Source organism: Roseovarius sp. EC-HK134 (assembly GCF_902498815.1).
GTDB lineage: Bacteria > Pseudomonadota > Alphaproteobacteria > Rhodobacterales > Rhodobacteraceae > Roseovarius > Roseovarius mucosus_A.
Genome location: NZ_LR701543.1, coordinates 96,881 through 115,054, shown reverse-complemented (window position 1 = coordinate 115,054; position 18,174 = coordinate 96,881). Strand labels below are relative to the sequence as shown.

General features: G+C 61.2%; 20 protein-coding genes and 1 pseudogene. 14 read left to right on the top strand and 7 right to left on the bottom strand.

The features are described 5' to 3' along the window. Positions 1-328: 328 nt before the first annotated feature. A pseudogene (locus tag GC127_RS03310) lies at positions 329-694 on the top strand (transposase); the annotation flags it as partial. A gap of 28 nt (positions 695-722) precedes the next feature. Continuing rightward, complete coding sequence (locus tag GC127_RS03305; RefSeq protein WP_151976435.1) at positions 723-1,343, top strand: cytochrome c biogenesis CcdA family protein; 621 nt, start codon at positions 723-725, stop codon at positions 1,341-1,343. Here the strand turns inward: GC127_RS03305 and repC are convergent. Continuing rightward, the gene (gene repC, locus GC127_RS03300) at positions 1,280-2,500 is read right to left on the bottom strand and encodes a replication initiation protein RepC (RefSeq protein ID WP_254699980.1); all 1,221 of its coding nucleotides are present in this window, start codon (positions 2,498-2,500) and stop codon (positions 1,280-1,282) included. The genes GC127_RS03305 and repC overlap by 64 nt on opposite strands. 222 nt (positions 2,501-2,722) lie before the next feature. Next, complete coding sequence (locus GC127_RS03295) at positions 2,723-3,382, bottom strand: hypothetical protein (RefSeq protein ID WP_151976433.1); 660 nt, start codon at positions 3,380-3,382, stop codon at positions 2,723-2,725. A gap of 388 nt (positions 3,383-3,770) precedes the next feature. Here GC127_RS03295 and GC127_RS03290 point away from each other — a divergent pair, with 388 nt between their 5' ends. Together GC127_RS03290 and GC127_RS03285 are read left to right on the top strand one after the other, a co-directional pair. Beyond that, positions 3,771-4,655, top strand: coding sequence for a DUF1403 family protein (locus GC127_RS03290; RefSeq protein ID WP_037239259.1), 885 nt, complete (start codon positions 3,771-3,773; stop codon positions 4,653-4,655). 47 nt (positions 4,656-4,702) lie between these two features. Further along, a complete protein-coding gene (locus tag GC127_RS03285; protein ID WP_037240140.1) occupies positions 4,703-5,314 on the top strand; it encodes an SMC-Scp complex subunit ScpB in 612 nt (203 codons plus the stop codon). A gap of 16 nt (positions 5,315-5,330) precedes the next feature. Here GC127_RS03285 and GC127_RS23335 read toward each other — a convergent pair whose 3' ends face one another. The 3 genes from GC127_RS23335 to GC127_RS03270 all read right to left on the bottom strand — a co-directional run bounded on the left by GC127_RS23335 (position 5,331) and on the right by GC127_RS03270 (position 8,855). Beyond that, positions 5,331-6,257, bottom strand: a complete 927-nt coding sequence (locus GC127_RS23335; protein WP_368074209.1) for a TniQ family protein — start codon at positions 6,255-6,257, stop codon at positions 5,331-5,333. 80 nt (positions 6,258-6,337) lie between these two features. Further along, positions 6,338-7,183, bottom strand: a complete 846-nt coding sequence (locus tag GC127_RS03275) for a TniB family NTP-binding protein (RefSeq protein ID WP_233128167.1) — start codon at positions 7,181-7,183, stop codon at positions 6,338-6,340. Between the two features lie 37 nt (positions 7,184-7,220). Beyond that, the gene (locus GC127_RS03270; RefSeq protein WP_199861170.1) at positions 7,221-8,855 is read right to left on the bottom strand and encodes a Mu transposase C-terminal domain-containing protein; all 1,635 of its coding nucleotides are present in this window, start codon (positions 8,853-8,855) and stop codon (positions 7,221-7,223) included. 167 nt (positions 8,856-9,022) lie between these two features. On the opposite strand from GC127_RS03270, the gene GC127_RS03265 reads away from it, so the two are divergent. Next, a complete protein-coding gene (locus tag GC127_RS03265) occupies positions 9,023-10,003 on the top strand; it encodes a hypothetical protein (protein ID WP_151976429.1) in 981 nt (326 codons plus the stop codon). 173 nt (positions 10,004-10,176) lie between these two features. On the opposite strand, the gene GC127_RS03260 is transcribed toward GC127_RS03265, so the two are convergent. Further along, complete coding sequence (locus GC127_RS03260; RefSeq protein ID WP_151976427.1) at positions 10,177-11,496, bottom strand: MFS transporter; 1,320 nt, start codon at positions 11,494-11,496, stop codon at positions 10,177-10,179. An 8-nt stretch (positions 11,497-11,504) separates the two neighbouring features. Then, positions 11,505-11,765, bottom strand: a complete 261-nt coding sequence (locus tag GC127_RS03255; RefSeq protein WP_007120627.1) for a metal-sensing transcriptional repressor — start codon at positions 11,763-11,765, stop codon at positions 11,505-11,507. A gap of 493 nt (positions 11,766-12,258) precedes the next feature. Here GC127_RS03255 and GC127_RS03250 point away from each other — a divergent pair, with 493 nt between their 5' ends. From GC127_RS03250 to GC127_RS03215, 9 genes are all read left to right on the top strand, one after another. After that, positions 12,259-12,987 (top strand): HupE/UreJ family protein, encoded by a 729-nt coding sequence (locus tag GC127_RS03250; RefSeq protein WP_151976425.1) that lies wholly within the window; start codon positions 12,259-12,261, stop codon positions 12,985-12,987. Between the two features lie 17 nt (positions 12,988-13,004). Then, positions 13,005-13,628 carry a transmembrane anchor protein gene (locus GC127_RS03245; protein ID WP_151976423.1) on the top strand — a complete coding sequence of 208 codons (624 nt, stop codon included), beginning with the start codon at positions 13,005-13,007 and terminating at the stop codon, positions 13,626-13,628. 215 nt (positions 13,629-13,843) lie between these two features. Further along, the gene (locus GC127_RS03240; RefSeq protein ID WP_151976421.1) at positions 13,844-14,197 is read left to right on the top strand and encodes a hypothetical protein; all 354 of its coding nucleotides are present in this window, start codon (positions 13,844-13,846) and stop codon (positions 14,195-14,197) included. Between the two features lie 210 nt (positions 14,198-14,407). Then, positions 14,408-15,727 carry a multicopper oxidase family protein gene (locus tag GC127_RS03235; protein WP_254699979.1) on the top strand — a complete coding sequence of 440 codons (1,320 nt, stop codon included), beginning with the start codon at positions 14,408-14,410 and terminating at the stop codon, positions 15,725-15,727. Between the two features lie 40 nt (positions 15,728-15,767). Continuing rightward, positions 15,768-16,223 carry a DUF411 domain-containing protein gene (locus GC127_RS03230; RefSeq protein WP_009820203.1) on the top strand — a complete coding sequence of 152 codons (456 nt, stop codon included), beginning with the start codon at positions 15,768-15,770 and terminating at the stop codon, positions 16,221-16,223. 66 nt (positions 16,224-16,289) lie between these two features. Then, complete coding sequence (locus GC127_RS23220) at positions 16,290-16,424, top strand: hypothetical protein (RefSeq protein ID WP_007121580.1); 135 nt, start codon at positions 16,290-16,292, stop codon at positions 16,422-16,424. 154 nt (positions 16,425-16,578) lie between these two features. Then, entirely contained in the window at positions 16,579-17,004 is a 426-nt protein-coding gene (locus tag GC127_RS03225) for a cytochrome c (protein ID WP_151976417.1), read from the top strand. Beyond that, entirely contained in the window at positions 17,001-17,597 is a 597-nt protein-coding gene (locus GC127_RS03220; protein WP_151976415.1) for a DsbE family thiol:disulfide interchange protein, read from the top strand. Before GC127_RS03225 ends, GC127_RS03220 begins: the two co-directional genes overlap by 4 nt. After that, positions 17,594-18,106 (top strand): TlpA disulfide reductase family protein, encoded by a 513-nt coding sequence (locus tag GC127_RS03215; protein ID WP_037275463.1) that lies wholly within the window; start codon positions 17,594-17,596, stop codon positions 18,104-18,106. The genes GC127_RS03220 and GC127_RS03215 overlap by 4 nt, the downstream gene beginning before the upstream one ends. Positions 18,107-18,174 lie beyond the last annotated feature (68 nt).

Genomic DNA, 18,174 nt, shown 5'->3' with positions numbered 1-18,174 from the left:
CAACTGCTGCTTGCTTCTGGAATGTCTTTCATAGGATCGAGCGAGGACGGTCAAAGATGCCGAGTGACGATCCAGAACTATGGAGCAGGGCGACCGAAACCGACCGTGGGCGACATAAATCGGATGGGGCGCCTCCTACAAGCACATTTGGGGGGCACATTCTCCCCCAAAAGCGCAGATGCCGGCGCAGGCAGTGCAAAAGTAAGTGCCAATGGCCAGATATATAATGTTTTTGCCTTCGTTGGGACTGACGGTGCGCTCACGCTAAGCGTGTTCGGCAGCAAGGGCATACGGCCGCTCCTTGGAGGGAGTGGACAGAACATGGGGCAGCGCTCTCTGTATCAAGCCGCGGCGCAAGCTGACCGCGGATCAGGCCCAAAAGGTTGATGCGTTGAAGACTGGATCACCAAGTTTTGCTACGATGCGACACTTGGCAATGCGGTTCCGGGGCATTTTGCGCGGAGAACACTCCGCCCCGTTGGACGCATGGATCGACGACGCCATCGAGACGGGTATCCCGTCGTTCATGCGGTTTGCCCGGACGCTGCACCGTGACATCGATGCCGTGCGCAATGCCATCGAACTTCCGTGGAGCAACGGTCAAGCGGAGGGTCAAATCAATCGCCTGAAGACCCTGAAACGCGCAATGTACGGCCGCGCCGGACCAGAACTCCTCAGAGCCCGAATGCTGCCCCTCCGTCAACACAGATTGAGGCGGAGCCATGTGCGACTGGGTGGTGTTTCTGACCGTCGGAGCGACCGATGCGGCAGGCTGGCTCAGCCTGTGCTTCGTGCTGGGTTTCTCCACGATCTTCATGATCCTCGGGGCCTCGGCCACCGCCCTCGGGCAATCCTTGCTGCGCTGGCGGTACGAGCTCAATATCGTGGGGGGCGGGATCATCATCCTCTTCGGGCTGTTCATGCTGGGGGCGGCACGCATTCAGGCGATGGAACGCGACCTCCGCCTTCAGCTCGATCTGCCAGGCGGACGGCCCATGGCCTCATATGTGCTTGGCCTCGCCTTCGGCTTCGGCTGGACGCCCTGCATCGGCCCGATCCTCGGCGCGATCCTCACTGCCAGTGCCGCCAGCGCCACAATCGGGCAGGGCGTGGCGCTGCTCGCGATTTACTCCGCCGGGCTTGGCGTGCCGTTCCTGATCGTCGCCGGCTTCACAGATCGACTGACGGGCCGCCTGCGTGACGCGGGTCGTTTGGGGCACCGTCTGCACCAAGGTGCCGGCGTGGTAATGATCCTTATGGGGACCGCCATGATCTCCGGTCAGCTCAGCGCCCTGTCATACTGGTTGCTCGATGTGTTTCCTGTGCTGGGAAAGATCGGGTGATTGATGCGATTTGCCCTTCTTTTTGTCAGGGAAACAAGGCTTCCCCCGATATTGAGAGTTCCAACTCTCGCCCGCCGGATCATTTCGCGCATCAAGCCGCCTGGATTGCGCACAGGATATGTGGGATGATCTCGTCCAGCATCTACCAAAAGAAGGCAGAGTGCCAACCCGTGATCGCCCAAGGTGCTCTGGCCCTCAAGCCAGACTGACGGATGGATATCGAGCATGGGCAATAACTGCCACGCCGCCTCGATGATATCGCGGTCTCTGAGCGGCCAGTTTTCTTGTCTGCGGGCGTCAAGCATCATGCGCAGTCCATCACCCGCGAGATTGTAGAGGTTCTCAGGCGTCAGAATGGGCGACGCGGAGCAGGGCGGTGATGACGGTGCCTCACTCTCTGAAATTTCCTCGTATCTTGCGGCGTTGTCCACAGCAGAAAGCGCTTCTACATTTTGAAATTCTTCTTTGGTTTTCTGTATAAACGGCCGGAAGTTTTCCGCCGGTTCGCCGGAAGAAAGCCCGTGCTTTTCAAGCCAGTCATCGATGCGGCTGCATAGATCAGAACTTGCCTTTAGATGGGCGGTAAGCCGGTCCAGACCGAGACGGATCAAGGCATCACTACGTGGCCAAGCCGCGAATTCGGCGAGAACGTCTGCAATTTCTGGGTCCTGCTCGGCACCGGCGGGTAGAGCGGAGATCGCCCGGTTCATGTGCCGCAGCCGCAGGGACCGAAGATCCTTCAGCGCGCGCAGTTCGGTCCGTTCCGCTCGAAGCCGCTCGCGTAGGGCGATGAACTCGTCCAGCCGCGCGATCAGCGGTGTGAATACCAGGCCGAGCCTGGCACGGCCATAACGGGCCCCGTTCGCCGCGACGCGTTTCACGATCAGGCCGAGCCTGGCCAGTGCGGCCTCATCCGTGCGCAGCTGGCGCGGTGTCTTGCCCAACTCGACAGCCGCCAGGTCTTGCGCCCCAAAGAACACCGGTTCCCGATGCGGGGAGGTCCAGTCGGAGGCGCGGGTCCGCCCGATGATGTAATTCAGCACCGCGAGGCGCGCCGGGCGCAACCCGATATGCGGGGCGATCTCTGAAATTAGCGCGATGACAGCGCCTTTGGTCCAGCCGTCCGGCAGGGCAGGGTGGTCTTGGGTCAGATGCACTATCTTGTCCTTTTCAGCGTGGGACAAGGCCGCAACAGGGCATTCGCATCCCATGGAGAGATGCGTTTTTTCGTTGCCTTGACTGTCGGGACTGCTAGAACACGGTTACAGTGTGGTTTGACCTATCGGAACGCCAATTCCGTTGTTCTTTGAGCCCCTCGCATGGTTGCCGCCTTGCGGGGGTTTCTTTTTTGAGTGTCGTTTCCTTTTGCGCGGCAGGGGTCAGTAATTGACCTGCTCAGATCCGTAGGTGCCCTCGTGATCTTCCCAATCGACAAAGACCGCGCGAACCCGGATACTCGGACAGAGGGTCCCAAAGCCCTGGTCCCCATCAAAAGCCGGGGGTAGCTCGCCCGGTGATGCAATACGCCACCGGAACTGCCCGGTGCTGTCGTATGAACCATGCCGGATCAGGGCCGTGCGACGGCAATGCTCGCCTTCACCGACCACGCCCTGGGACAAGGAGGCGTCGAACACATCAATGGAGCGAATGAACGCAAAGGCAGACCCGCTGACATCAATATCAGCCCCGCGCCCGACCGCTTGCGCGAGATGGAGTGCTTCTGTCTCCGGGGCCAGGGAGACGGCTGGCTTGGGGTTGAACCCCGCCAGTCTGTGAAGGCGCGCGACCGGGTCCGGCGCTGCAAGCGCCGCACGCATCGGGCAGCGCCAGATCTGCAAAGGCGGCTCGACCGGCCAAGGTGTAATGCGGCGGATGAACTCTGCGCGTGCCCGGGCACAGGGAACCGACGCGGGCCAACCGCCGGCAAGGCACAAGAGGATCGCACAATCGATCTGATAGCCTTGTGCAGCGGCGGGTTTGGGCGCAAGCGGCACAAGGCCTATCGCGACGATCGCGGCCGTTGAGAGAAGTCGCTTCATGACAGAGCCCCGCCGCTAACCCGTTGGCGCATAATGATAGTTATGTTAATTGTGTCACAATTACTGACATATTTTGCGCGTCGTTTCATTGGAACATCTCCTGGTAAGCGTCAAGCACAAGACGGACTTCGGCCTGCGCGGAAGCTGATGCTGCGGCGAGGCAATTCAGATAGGTTTGTGCTTCAGGTTCGTTTTTCGGGGAAGTGCTTGAATCTCGTGAATTCCGGTCATCCGACAACAGATTTCTCGGGGTTTTCTGACATGGCGCTGAGCATATTCTTTTATGTCCGATAATGCAAACTTATCGGACATCATGGCAAAAGATAGAGCGAGGCGTTTTCTGTGCTATTTTCTGGAGCAAAGCGCCGCGATGGTTTAGGCTTCAGTCATGACATTTGCCCGACCGGAACACTCCATCGACACAGACACTCTACCCCGGATGCCCGCATGGGTCACCTCGGCACGTCCTGAAGCCTTTGAAGATGTGGCGTTTTTATCAGGCGCGGCGCTGAACCACCTGCATCTTGTGTTGGGACGCGAAGAGGTCCCCAAAGCCTTGTTGCGGGATCGGCTGGCGCTGCGAGCGGCCGAGGCATGTGCCGGGTTTTCTGGTCGTCCGGAAAGAGCCCCAGAGCTGCGCGACGCGATTCATCTTCTGCGCCCTGGCGATCTACCTGGTCCCGCGGGGGAAACTTACCTTGCCTGGCGTCGCGCGGTGGAGCGGCCGGTGTCGATCAAGGCTCTGGGCCGAGCCTTGCCGATCTTGGAGTTGGGCCAGATTGCTACATGGCTCGATACGGGGAAGGGAGCGCCGGTGACCCGTGCCGCGATGGCGCTGGATGCTGTCCTGACGGAGGCACCCCGTGCCGAAGTCCCGGCGTTGATCCTCGCGGACGCCGCCCTCGCCCAGGCGCTTGGTTGGGATCATGTCGTGCCGCTGCTGGCCGCGGGTTTGAAACGCACAGACCTGCGCAAGCGGGGTGACGATTTGCGCCTAGCCTGTCATCGCGCAGTGACCGCATCCGCGGTCGAGGCCGCGCGTCTGGCTGTCGATCTCGCGCGTCGGGCTTCGCTTTTGAAAGGAGTTGCACCAAAGCTTCGGGCCAAGGGGGCAGGGGCGGCGGTGAAAATATTCCTGACGCAGGACGCCGTGGCGCCCAGTGCCCTGCCTTTGCCGGACCGCGCGGCGCGGCGGCTCTGTGACCGGCTTGTCGATCTCGGCGCGGTCCGTGAGCTAACCGGGCGCGACACATTCCGGCTCTACGGGGTGTAGCCATGAGCATGGACAGCGAAAGTGGGAACCGGTTTCGCGGTTCGGACATGCGACCGGAAAGGAAGTCGAAGGATCGACCAGAAGCTGAGCTTGATCGCGAGTTGCTCGACCTGCCACCGGAGTTGCGCTGGCGGGAATGGATGCGCCGGATCGAGGCGGTGCTGTTTGCCTCTGCCTCGCCTGTACCGCGCGAGGATCTGGCGCGCATAGTGGGGCAGGGGACTTCGGTTGATCTGCTGTTGGAAGACCTTGCCGCTGATCTGGAAGGGCGGGCGTTCGAGATTGCCATGGTCGCAGGGGGGTGGATGTTCCGGACGCGGCCTGTTTACGCGCCTGCGATCCGCGCCGCAGCGGATGTCGGAGACCAGTTGCTGGACCTGAACGAGTTCGACGTCGCGATTTTGGCGGCCATCGCCTACCACCAGCCGATCACCCGCGATGGGCTCAAAGACATCTTTGGCAAAGAGATCAGCCGGGACCTGATCGGAAGGCTGCATGCGCAGGGTCTGATTGGAACTGGGCCGCGCGCGCCGCGTCGTGGTGCCCCCTATACCTTCGTGACCACAGACGCGTTCCTCGCAGCTTTCGGGCTGGAGAGCTTGCGCGACCTGCCAGATGCTGAACAGCTGAATGATGCCGGGCTGGCCGCGCGCGCCTGAAACTCACCGGGAATTTTTACAGCGCTTGCCGCTGCTGATCGAGCCGCGCGGCCGCCTGAACGAGATCCGCCAAATGCGGGCCAGCGGTGGTAGAGCAAGGCCCAGCTTTGGGCCGAGGCAGGACGGCATCGCTGAAAGATGTGACCAGTCCGCTCCAAGCTGGCGCAGCCTGAACGACGCGTTTCCAATAGATAATCGCGGAACTTCTTCTCTTTTCGAACGGCGTCGACCGCCCTTCCGCCAATTTCTGAAACAGCTGATAGCGATCCCGATGAGAGAGGCGCGCGATGGACATTGGCCGTCGACTAAATTGAAAGCAGGCTGATCCAAGAAGGTCCGGGAGTGATCGCCCCTCTGCCATTCGATGCCCTGATGCCTGCAGACGAAGCAGATCGTCGATCAGACGCTCAAGACGCCGAACCCCATTGGTGGCAGGACGGATGCGTTTGCAGAGGGCCGCGCCGCACCAGGCGCAGATCTGATGCGGCACAAGACGCTTCTGGCTGAACGGAGCCAATCCTTGTCCGCAGGATGGGCACCTGTCCCGAAGTCGGCAGCCGTGGCGAAAGCAAGAAACGCGTGTCGCGAGGCGCCAGTCTCGGCGAAAATAGGGCGTTTCGTCTTCCGTCAGACAAGCGGGACAGAACTGCAGCCAGGTAACCTGCCTCCTGGGTGCGCAACTCTGCTGAGGCGATGCCCGCAGGGGCAAACGCAGCCGGGCCAAGGGGTCAGGGGCAATGGTCAGAGCCGCGATGTCTTCCACGGGTATGCCGGTATGCTCTCGCAGAAACTGCAGGATGCGATCGGGCAACGCCCGATCAAGCCGCGCCGACCAGTTCTCACCCGGCGCTCCGAGAAGCGTGCCAAAATAGTGCGGAGGTATGCCGTTCGCGTAGGCGAGGCGGTGCAGCCAACTCGACAGAAGTTCACCTGGTGCGGGCATAATGCTCACTGGCCAACGGCTTCCCGCCACACTTTCATACCGCTCTGCAGATGTGACGGATATCTCGGTCGGCCCAAACCTCATGTCATATCGTGACGCAAAGCGGAATTACGGCGCCTCGAGAGAGGCACATAGCCGAGGTCCCACAGGGTTGCGCCCGTGATCCGGCCCTCACCGCGCGAGATTGCCGCCACTGCGGCACGGGTGACGATCTCGACAACCTCGCCGATCAGCCCCTCTGACAGATCATGGATGATCTTCGCCAAGGGTTCGCGCGACAGATCGGAGGTGTCGGCGAGCGGCAGACTGGCTTCCAGGCTGTCGAGAAGCGTCGCGAATTCCTCGTCATACGGCCATCGTGGAATGGGGATCGTATCGAAACGTGAGCCCATTTCGTCGGTGTCATGCACCGCATCGTAGATCGCGATTTCGCCGACAAGGACTGGTGAGATGTCATGCACCCGTGCGATCCGCCGCAAGAACGAGAAGATGGCCTTCACATCCTGGCGCCGCCCGCGCAATGCGCTGTGGAACTCGTCGAAGATCAAAAGGCGCGGCTTCAGGCGCTCCAGAAGATGATCGACCTGATCGCCGGCGCGGGACAGGCTGCGCCAGCCCGCGGCTTGTGGCGCGCGCAATCCGGACAGGATGCTGGCATAGAAATGCGACAGGCCTGCACCTTCCCGGGTCTGGATCACCCACACCTTTTGCTGGTCGGCGGTACGCAGATGTTCGATGGCGAAGCGTTCGGCGATCATGGTCTTGCCGTTGTGGTAGGGACCGGCAAGCAGCAAACCGCGTGGGCGCAGCGATGGCGGTCGCTCGAGCAGCAGTCGCATCGCGTCATGCGCCGCGCCGGCGGCCGGATGGCTGATCCAGCGCGGCGCGCGAACATGGGCGATCCGCACTGCGTCATCGGCCTGCAAGAGCGGGATTATGGCGGGCATGAGGTGATCCGGCACCCTACCAATCCTCGACAGGGAAGACCCGCCGAGGGCGATCCGGATCGAGCTTTTCTTGGGTCGGGACGGAAGGCGCGGCGAAGTCGGCATAAGGCTTCTTTGCCTCGGCGGCATGCCGGGCGCGGGTCATCTCCTTCAACCGGCTTTTGGGGGTTTTGGCGGCGGCAGCAGTGGCTGCGATTTCGCGTCGGATGGCTGATGCCTCCTGCACAGGGCGCCGCTGGATTTCACGCCGCTGCTGTCGATCCGCCTGGTGCTGCCAAAGCGTGATCGGCTCGGCCAGTCCGTCCCGTCGCCTGACCGGCCGCCAGGCCTGCGTATCCGGATCCTTGACGTAGACATGGCTGATGTCGCGAGGATCATAGCACAGATCGAGCGGCTCCAGCCGGTCACGACGCGCAACCAGCGGGCCAAGCCAGGGCTCGAAATAGTCGATGGCGAAGAGACTGATGCCCTGAGGTGAAATTTTCCGCGTCTTGCGTGGCAGGAAATTCAGCAGCACATCGACAGGCGCATCGATAGGCCGGTCCTTCGGCTGGAACCGATCTTCCCACTCTTTCGCCGGAACGGTCAGCCTGCGCGCATTCTGGCTCAGGTTGTGGTCGATGATCGCGAGCGCGATGCAGCGTTCAAGATCCGCGAAGCTGAGCCGTGCCCGCGCTTCCGAGGCATAGTCGCCCCGATCCGCGATGGAACGCCCCGTCTTGCCGGGCAAGGCGCGTAGCGCGGTGTTCACTTTCCCAAGCAGGCGTTCCACGACTCCGCCCCGATGCACGGTGCCCTTGTTCCGCATGCGTATGGCGATGCCATAGTCCGCGCATCCTCTGCTGAAGGTGCTGCTCTGGAACTCCTTGGCGGAATCGACGACGATTTGCTTCGGGCGACCGTGCATCGGCCAGGCATGATCGATACCGCGTTCTGCCAGCCAGTCAATCTTGCAGCACATCGCGTGCGCCAGACAAAGCGCGACAGACAGTCGTGACGGCCGCTCGAGGGTCAGGCAGAAGCCGATGATCGCGCTCGTGGCCACATCTGCAGCGATGGTCAGATAGGGACGACCAACGAAGACACCGTGGTCATCAATCACCTCAACAAATTGGATGTCTGCCGGCGTGTGATCGATCTGGACAACGTCGAGCGCGTGGTTAGCCCGGATGTAGCCCGGTCGCGGCTTCAGCCGGTGCAGGTGTTTACCATCCGACAGGCGGCGGCGGGCAATTTCTTCCGGGGCGAACAGAATGGGGATCCGCCGGGCGACAGTGACATAGGCGGGTGGAGTGTGCCCTTCCTCTGCGCAGCGGGTGCGGATCTCTTCAACGATCGGTGCAAGGTCCGGCTGCTCCGGGCGCAACCACATCTCCCGCAGGGTCACCGCGATGATGTTCTCGACTGCGGGGTTGATCCTTGGTTGTCTTGTTCCACTCCTTCGCGGCAGAAGGGACGATACCCTGCGCTCTTCCCGATACCGCGCCAGATAGTTGTAGACTTGGCGTGTCGAGAGCCGCAGCTCGGATGCCGCGCGCATCACGGCCTCACGCACCGGCGCCGCTCCGTCAAGAATCCGGTCCAACTCGCGCGCGGTACGCGTCGCCTTGGCCCACGCTTCATCCGAGGCATGCGCTTCGCCGGACGTCATCGATATGAAACTTCCGAGACCGGCTGGGTCATGCGCCAACAGGGCGGCCACTTGCTGAAATACGTAGCCAAAATTGAAGCCTTAAGCTGAAAAATGATGTGTGCTTACCCCGTATCATCCAGAAATCACGTAATAATCATGTGCTGAAATGGTGAAGAAAATGCGACATGTGGTTCCTGCCCGGTCCGATAGAAGAGGAGCCGGATTTTCTGCCGCCCAGACCAAGGGCAGAGTTGCGTGAAACTGCAGTCCTCGACGATTGGCGATGCGCTGAGGCGGGCAGTGCCGCCCGTCTTGCCCGCGTGGCTGGCCGGATCGGCGCGCTGGACGACCGGCTGCGCCGTGGCCCGAAAGGTTGGCGGCACAGGCTCGCGCTGATGGAGGCGGCAGACCTCAGCTGGTTTGTAGGCGACCGAATTGGCCCGGATCGGCTGGCGCTCTGGAAATCCATGCGCTTGTCCGGCGTGCAGGACGACACCGCGGCGCTCGCGCGTGTCGGATGGGCAGTGCGGCGTCTTACAGGCGGCCCTGGACCGGAAGTGGACCTGTCCGCCTTCCTCGACCGCCGCGACCCCGAGGACCTCGGCGTTGAAGCCGAACCGTTCGCGGATCGCGCGGGCGGTTGGCTCGATCTCATGGCGCAAGCCGCCGATCTTCACCCAATCACGCGCGCTTGCATGGGCTTCCATCTCTGGAGTCTCGCGGGCCTCGGGCAGCACGGCGACCGGATGGAAGCGGCGGTCACAGCCGCACGGATCGTGGCCAGTGAGGGCAAGGGGGCGCTCTTCGCGCCTTTGGCCATGGGCGGGGCAGGAGGATTGCGCTCCGGTGGCCCACCCGCTGACCGTCTGTCTCGTTGGCTTGACGGGATGGAGACTGCATGCCTGACCGCAATGCGTCACCTCGATGATATCGAGGCATGGTCGGCGAGGGCGGCAGCCGAGATGAGCCCGCTTTCCGGCCGCACGCCCCCGGCCTTGTGCGCGGTACTTACCGAATGGCCGCTCGTGTCCGCTCCGATGGCCGAGGCCCTGATCGGCGCCAGCCGGGCTGCCGTCCAGCGCAACCTTGCTTGGATGGAAGCGCGTGGTCTGATCCACGAGATGACGGGGCAGGGGCGGTATCGGATGTGGAGGGTCGCAACTTAAGCCGTGCTCTTTGTCGGGGGGCCGACAGTTTATGTTAGAGTCAACGCTTCTGTCCGCCAAACTTGCAGAGAATTCGCGCATCGAGGCCACTTTGATGAATTTTGCTCGAAGCACGAATGTCCGCATGGATGAAAACGAACCGCCCGTGTCCAGTCTTCGTCTCTTGCTGCGGCTTATAAATGCGTGGCCCAGCGAGGATGGCTCTCGTCAATGATCAAGGCATGGCTGTGCCTGCGATGTCCCCTTAGGTGGGGATGGTCGAGTGGCAAATTATCGTGGGTGTGCTCAAGCTCAACGGGATCGCCGGACGGCCAGATTTTCAGCGCTGCGAGCATTCCGAAGGCGGCGATGAGGGCCAGTCCGATCAGTGCGGGAACGACACCATAGACCGTCAGCAGCCATCCCGACAGCGGATAGGTCACAAGCCAGCAGGCGTGGGACAGCGCGAATTGCGCCGCGAAGAGTGCCGGGCGGTCCCCGGCGTGTGCGGAACGGCGCAGCAGTCGGCCAGAAGGGGTGAGGACAGCGGAATATCCGAGCCCCACCAGCAACCAGGCTGTCAGAAGGATAGACCAGCCAAGGCCTGCTCCAAGGACCGTCAACGCCAGACCGACCAGAGTAGCCACCATCAGCGCGGCTCCGCCGAACATCACGGGCCGGTCCGGCAACACATCGAGAACACGCGGCAGGACCAGCGCGGCGATCATCGACCCTGCGCCGAAGGCGAACATCGTCCAGGCCAGAGCACTTTCCGAAAGGCCGAGCGAGCCGCGCACAAGAACGACGGTGTTGACCAGCACCATCGCACCTGCCGCCGCCGCCGCGAGGTTCAATGCCAAGAGCCCGCGCAAGCGGGGCGTGGCCAGATAGATGCGGATGCCGCGCGTAGTGCAGTCATAGACACCGCGCGGCTCGGATGGGCGGGGACTGGGCAGCACGATCGAAACAACCAGAAGGGCCGATGCGGCGAAACCGAGGACCGTGCCGAGGAAAAGCGAATTGTAGGACATCACCGCGAGCAGAAGGGCCGCCAGCGTCGGGCTGACGATGTTTTCCAGATCGTAGGCCAGCCGCGACAGCGACAGCGCGCGGGTATAGCGCGCCTCTTCGGGCAGAACGTCCGGGATCGTCGCCTGAAAGGTCGGCGTGAAGGCGGCGGAAGCCGATTGAAGAAGGAAGATCAGGACGTAGACCTGCCAGACCTCGGTCACGAAGGGCAGTGCGAGCGCGACACCCGCACGCACCAGATCGAGCGTCACCAGAAGCGCGCGGCGCGGCACGCGGTCTGCGAAAGCCCCTGCAATGGGCGCGATGCCCACATAAGCAACCATCTTGATGGTGAAGACTGTGCCGAGGACCAGCGCCGCCCCGTCGCCCGAAAGATCAAAGGCGAGCAGGCCGAGTGCGACTGTGGCGAGTCCGGTACCCAGAAGGGCTATGACCTGTGCCAGAAACAGGTGCCGATAAGTGCGGTCGGAGAGAATATCGAGCATGGTCAGCCTCAGAGATATCGGGCGATCGCCCGCAACTCGGCGCGATCAGTTTCAGAACTTTCAACGTCGATACAATGGTCCATGTGATCATGGATCAGCGCACGCTTGGCGTTCGTCACGGCCTTTTCGACCGCTTGCATCTGCTGAGCAATCTCCAGACAGGGTTTGCCCGCCTCGATCATTTCGATCACGGCGCGCAAATGACCGTCAGCGCGTTTCAGCCGGGCGACAAGGGCGGGATGGGTTGCATGGACTGGATGTTTTGTCATAAAGTAGTTCTATCCCCCCCGGGAGGATAGAACAAGATGGTGCCACGACGCACCACGCTAGAGACGGGCAGAAACTATGGATACCTTGAGGACAGTTGTAAACGCCGCGTTTGCGACACTCTTATGTTTGGCCGTACTCCTCTGGTCTGTGGTGCCCGCTACCTCGCACGCGCCCTCAGTCTTCGGCGTCCTTCAAGAGCACGCAAAAATGGTTGCTGAGCACGGTCATTCGCATGGACTGGAAGAAGACCTCGCCTGGGCCATGCATGGACATAGCCATGACAGCATCGATCACGATCACAGTCAGGCGGTCGTGCCTGGCCCCGACCGATCGCCGCACCCGCTCGATATTTACAGAGCCGCATGGCCGTTGAGTTCGGCCACGTCTAACACCTTACAGACATACCAAATCGAACGACCTCCGCGCGTCTGATCGACTGCGCGCCAACAGCGCGCTGCATTCGATCATCAACACATATGCGGAGTCAAATCCATGAATACAGTCCACCGGGGCTGGACCGATCCCGGCATACGCCGGATCGTGATCCTGTCCTTCATTGCCCTTTCGGCGCTCGTCCTGAGTGCGGGCAACGCTCTTGCCCATGCCGTCACAGAAGGTGACGCAGGCTATATCCAGGAAATCTGGGGGGTGAACATCATCCCCTTCATGTATCTCGGTGCCAAACACATGGTGACGGGTTATGACCATATCCTGTTCCTGCTGGGCGTCGTCTTCTTCCTCTACAAGATGAAGGATGTCGGCATCTATGTCAGCCTCTTCGCCCTCGGGCACTCGGCCACGATGCTGGCCGGTGTCTGGTTCGGCTGGGGCATCAACGCCTACATCATCGACGCGATCATCGGCCTTTCGGTCGTCTACAAGGCGCTCGATAATCTCGGGGCGTATCAGCGCTGGTTTGGGTTCCAGCCGAACACCAAGGCCGCAACGTTGATCTTCGGCTTTTTCCACGGCACGGGCCTGGCCACGAAAATCCTAGACTATGAAATCGCTTCGGACGGGCTGCTGGCCAATCTTCTGGCGTTCAACGTGGGCGTCGAGCTTGGCCAGATCATGGCGCTTGCCGTGATCCTCATCGTCATGGGATTCTGGCGGAAATCCCCAAACTTCTTCCGCCAAGCCTACACCGCCAACGTCGTCATGATGTCCATGGGGTTCATCCTCATGGGCCTGCAAATCACCGGCTACTTCGTAGCCACCTGAGAATTTAGGAGACCAAAATGTTTAACGCAAAAAAACCGAGCCTTGATGAGCTTCCCAGCTCCGCGCAGCTTATCCGTTCCACCGCCATTGCGGCGGCCAGCGCCGTTGCGATCCTTGTGACCGTCGTGCTGCCTGCCGAATACAACATCGACCCTACAGGAATCGGCGGCGTCCTCGGTCTGGCAGAAATGGGCGAAATCAAGACCCAGCTCGCAGAGGAGGCCGAAGCCGACAGACTGCTGGAACTTGAGGCAGACGAGCAGTCGAGCCTGATGAACGATATCTTCGGGCTCTTCGTCGGCGCGGCACATGCGCAGGAGGTCGAAGCCTGGCGCGACGAGATCACCTTCACCCTGGCGCCTGGCGACTCGGCGGACTGGAAGATGGTGATGGACGAAGGCCAGACGGCGGAATACAGGGTGATCGTTGAGGGCGGCCGGGTGAATTTTGACCTGCACGGTCATGGTGGTGGCCAAACGGTAACCTATGAAAAAGGCCGTGGTTCCAGTGGCTCCGACGGCGAGGTCACCGCCGACTTCGATGGGCAACACGGCTGGTTCTGGCGGAATCGGGACAGCCAGCCCGCAACCGTGACTGTCCAGGTGCGCGGCGAATATGCCGAGTTCGTGCAGCTCGACTAGACGCTGAAAGGGCAGCCACCCGCATGAAAGGATGCGGGTGGTTGCCTGGCTCCGAAACAGACCTTGGATGAGTCCGCAGTCTCGCCTCAGATTTTCCCCCGAAACCAACCTCGGGCATCCGTTGGCCAATCAGTCAGTACCCGCGTGGCAATGTCACGCCTATGTTACAGGATACTTCTTGACCTCCCCCTACTGGAAGCTTGCATAAGAGCTGCATGATCTGTGTTTTCCGCCTCATTTTGATTCTTGCATTGAGCTTCGGTGCCGTGGTTGCGCCGGATGTATCGGCAGCGAATGCGGCTGAGGCAGCAATCGCTCAGATGGTGGGCGCCGAAAGCGGGGACGACCATTGCGGCGGATGCGATCCGATCGGATTTGCTGACGGGATATCCTGCGAGGGTGGATGTCCTGTGCCTTGCGGCGCGGGAAGTATGGCCGGTATCGTAGCTCGTACGTCAGCGATGCCGCTTGAGATGGCCTTCGGTGTTGTCATCCCGGTCGCGGGACCTGTGATCCCGATTGGCGCGGTTCCTTCCCTTGATCCATTTCCTCCCAAGCTGCCTGTCTGAACCTGATAACGGCCTCGCTTGTTGCGGGGCCTGACCGTTGCCTTGGCCGAAGCTGGCTGAGTGCGACCCTTTCAGATCAAGGCAGAAGTGATGACCCTCAACAGACTGATTTCACGACGGCACGTGCTCCGCACCGGTGCCGCTTTCACGGCCATATCCACTCTGTCACCGGCACGAGTAGCGATGGCAGGTCCGACAGAGGACCCATTCTTGCTACGCGCTGCGGCCGGACAAGCCGCCCTGCGACCGGCACCCTACGGCCCTACCGACGTCTGGAGCTACAACGGATCCCTCCCCGGCCCCGAGATCCGGGTGCGGCAGGGAGACCGAATTCGGGTTCTGGCCCAGAACGGGCTAAATGAAGGGACGACGGTCCACTGGCATGGCATTCGCACACCCAATGCGATGGACGGTGTGCCGTTCCTGACACAGGACCCGATCCCGGTCGGTGGCGAGTTTCTCTACGAATTCGATGCGCTGGACGCAGGTACATTCTGGTATCACCCGCACCAGCGCAGTTCGGAACAGGTCGGGCGCGGGCTTTACGGGCCGCTGATCGTCGAGGAAGCAAACCCGATCCGCGTGGATCGCGACCTGACCTGGATGCTCGATGACTGGCGCATGACCCGGGACGGACAGATTGCCGGCGACTTCGGAAGCCGCCACGACGCGATGCACGGCGGTCGTATCGGCAATTCCGTAACGATCAATGGGCAGATCCCCGAACGCATCGCGGTGCGATCCGGGGAACGCATCCGTCTGAGGTTGGTCAACGCAGCCAATGCCCGGATATTTGGGCTGGATTTCGGGAGGCTTGCGCCGGTCGTGGTCGCTCTGGACGGTCAACCCGTGTCACCTCATGTACCAGACGATGACATCGTGGTGGTCGGTCCGGCCATGCGTGTCGATCTGGTGATTGATATGACCGGCAAGCCCGGAGAGAGCCTGACCATCACCGATGTCTTCTACAGGGATCTGGAATACCGTCTGGTCGATCTCGCCTACGGGCCGGATCGGTTACGGGACGCGGTCCCGGACTGGTCGATGGAACTGCCACCCAACCCGCTGGCCGAACCCGATATGCAAGCTGCGACGCGGCATCAGATCATCTTCAATGGCGGTATGATGGGGCAGATGATGATGGGCGGCGGCATGGGGTCCATGATGGAGCAGATGCGCGAAGGCAACATGTGGTTCATCAACGGCGAAGCAGCAACGGGGCACATGATGGATCCATTGCTGGTCCTGCCGCAGGGCACGTCGCATGTGCTGCAGATGGACAATCGCACCGCGTGGCATCACCCGATGCATCTTCATGGACATTCGTTCCGTGTGATCACACGGAACGGGCAACCGACACGGCATCGCGAATGGCAGGACACCGTCCTGATGGCACCGGAGGAACGGGTCGAGATCGCCTTCGTGGCGGACAATCCGGGAGACTGGATGTTCCATTGTCACATCCTGGAACACCAGGCGGCCGGCATGATGGGGGTCATACGTGTCGATCCCAGCACGACCAAAACCTGAAACAATCTCACGTAACGATCACCACGAAAGGAAAGAACCGATGAAGAAACTAATTGGACTTGCCAGTCTTGGCACCGCAGGTGCTGCCGCTGTCCTTGCAATGAGCCTGAATGCCGCGCCTGCCGCAGCGCAAGAGGCCACGCTCTACAAGAACCCGCAATGCGGATGCTGCGAGAGCTATGCGGACTACCTGCGCGAGAATGGCTTCACGGTCGAGGTAAAGCCGACCCATGATCTGGCTCAGATCAGCCGTGATGCAGGTATCCCGGACGATTTCCAAGGCTGCCATACGACCTTTCTGGGTGACTACGTCGTCAGCGGTCATGTGCCAATTGATGTCGTCAACAAGTTGCTTGATGAGCGCCCGGACATTGCCGGTCTGACACTTCCCGGCATGCCGTTGGGATCGCCGGGTATGGGGGGCGCGAAGCAGGAACCGTTCAAGATTTACACCGTCGAAGAAGGTGTGAACCCGACCGTCTATGCGGTCGAATGATCAATTGCGCGGTCTGGTGCGATCCCGTGCCTGACCGGTATCAAGGGGAAACAAAGGATGAAGTGCATGATGATGGATGGTGGAATGATGGGTGGCGGCATGATGATCGCGATGGGACTGGTTTGGTTACTCATCGTGGCGGTGCTGGTGCTCGCGGCAATCGCCTTGGTCAAATACATCCGCTCGGACAGTGGGAAATAGAAATGCGCCGGGATGCGGAATGAGGGCGCCAGCAGTGGCAACAGTTTGCTGTCGATGGGATTGGTTTGGGCGATTTGCGTCCTGCTTGTCGTGGCATCGCTCGTGGCACTCTTCATCCTTTGTATGTGGATCGCAAGAAGAAGGCACAAGCGACATGAAAAACACCATTAGGCTCGCCGCGGTCTTGCTCGCCACAACGGTCTCTCCCGTTTCGGCGGAGAGCGACTTGCGCATGGGCGAGCGTCTCTATCAGGAGAATTGTGCCAGTTGCCATGGCGCAAACCTGGAGGGGCAGCCCGATTGGCGCTCTAGATTGCCGAACGGCCGGTTGCCTGCCCCGCCGCATGACGCCTCGGGCCATACCTGGCACCATACGGACCGCGTGCTTTTGGACATCGTGAAGCGCGGAACGGCGGCAATTGTCGGGAATGGCTATGAAAGCGACATGCCCGGTTTCGAGGAGGTGCTGACGGATGAAGAGATCGCGGCGATCATCGATTACATCAAGAGCACATGGCCCGATCGGAACCGCGCTTCGCAGGAAAGCCGTACCCTTGCGGATGAGCAGGTGCAGCCATGACGCAAGAGGTCGTCAGCAAAATCGACCCCGTACCGCGGCGCAGGATCTCCGGGTTTGTGCTGGTGCCGCTGATAGCTTTTGCCCTCATGGTCTTGTTCGGCTGGGGGCTTTTCAGGGGTGCTGACGACCTGCCATCGGCGCTTCTGGGCAAGCCGGTGCCGGAGTTTGCGCTTCCCCCGGTTCTCGGTCGCGAGGAAGGTCTTTCAACGCAGGACCTGATTGGCCATGTCTCGCTGGTGAACGTCTTCGCCTCGTGGTGTGTGCCCTGCCGTGCCGAACACCCGCTGTTCATGGATCTGGCAGCGACTGGCGAGGTGCCGCTCTACGGGATCAACTACAAGGACCCACCCGAGCAGGCGCGCGCCTGGCTCGACGAATTGGGCGATCCCTACGCGCGCATCGGGGCCGACATCGACGGACGTGCTGGCATCGAATGGGGCGTTTACGGCGTGCCCGAAACCTATGTCATCACGTCCGACGGCACCATCGCCTACCGCCATGTCGGACCGATCACTCGGGCAATCTTGCTCGAAACCCTGTTGCCGATCGTCCGGGATCTGAAAAACCAATCTTTCAAGGAGCCAACGCCATGAAATATCTCAAAACGGCGCTGCTCGTCTGGGCATTGTCCGTCGGCGCGGCGTTTGCCGGGCCGCAAGGCTTCGCACTGCACGACACGCCGCAGCCGGTGATCAATGTGCGATACGAGACCGAAGACGGCAGCCGTGGGGACATGGAGGATTTTCGCGGCAAGGTGATCCTCGTGAATGTTTGGGCAACCTGGTGCGTGCCATGCCGTGAGGAAATGCCGACGCTGGATGCGCTTCAGGCGGAACTTGGCGGCGACCGGTTCGAAGTGGTCGCCCTGTCCATCGACCGGGCCGGATCGCCCGTCGTGCGGCGTTTCTACGACGAGATCGGTGTCACCAATCTCAAGATATATGTCGACAAGACCATGCTGTCGATGACCGCGCTGCGCACCGTCGGCCTGCCGACAACGATCCTGATCGACGCGCAGGGGCGGGAGCTTGGGAGACTGGTCGGCCCGGCCGAATGGGATGATCCCGAGATGGTCTCCTTCTTGCGAGGCTTTATCGAATAAGCGCCCCTGAAAGAGCGCCGCCCGCCCTTGACCGCCCAGTTATCAGAATGACCAGTACTCAAACTTCA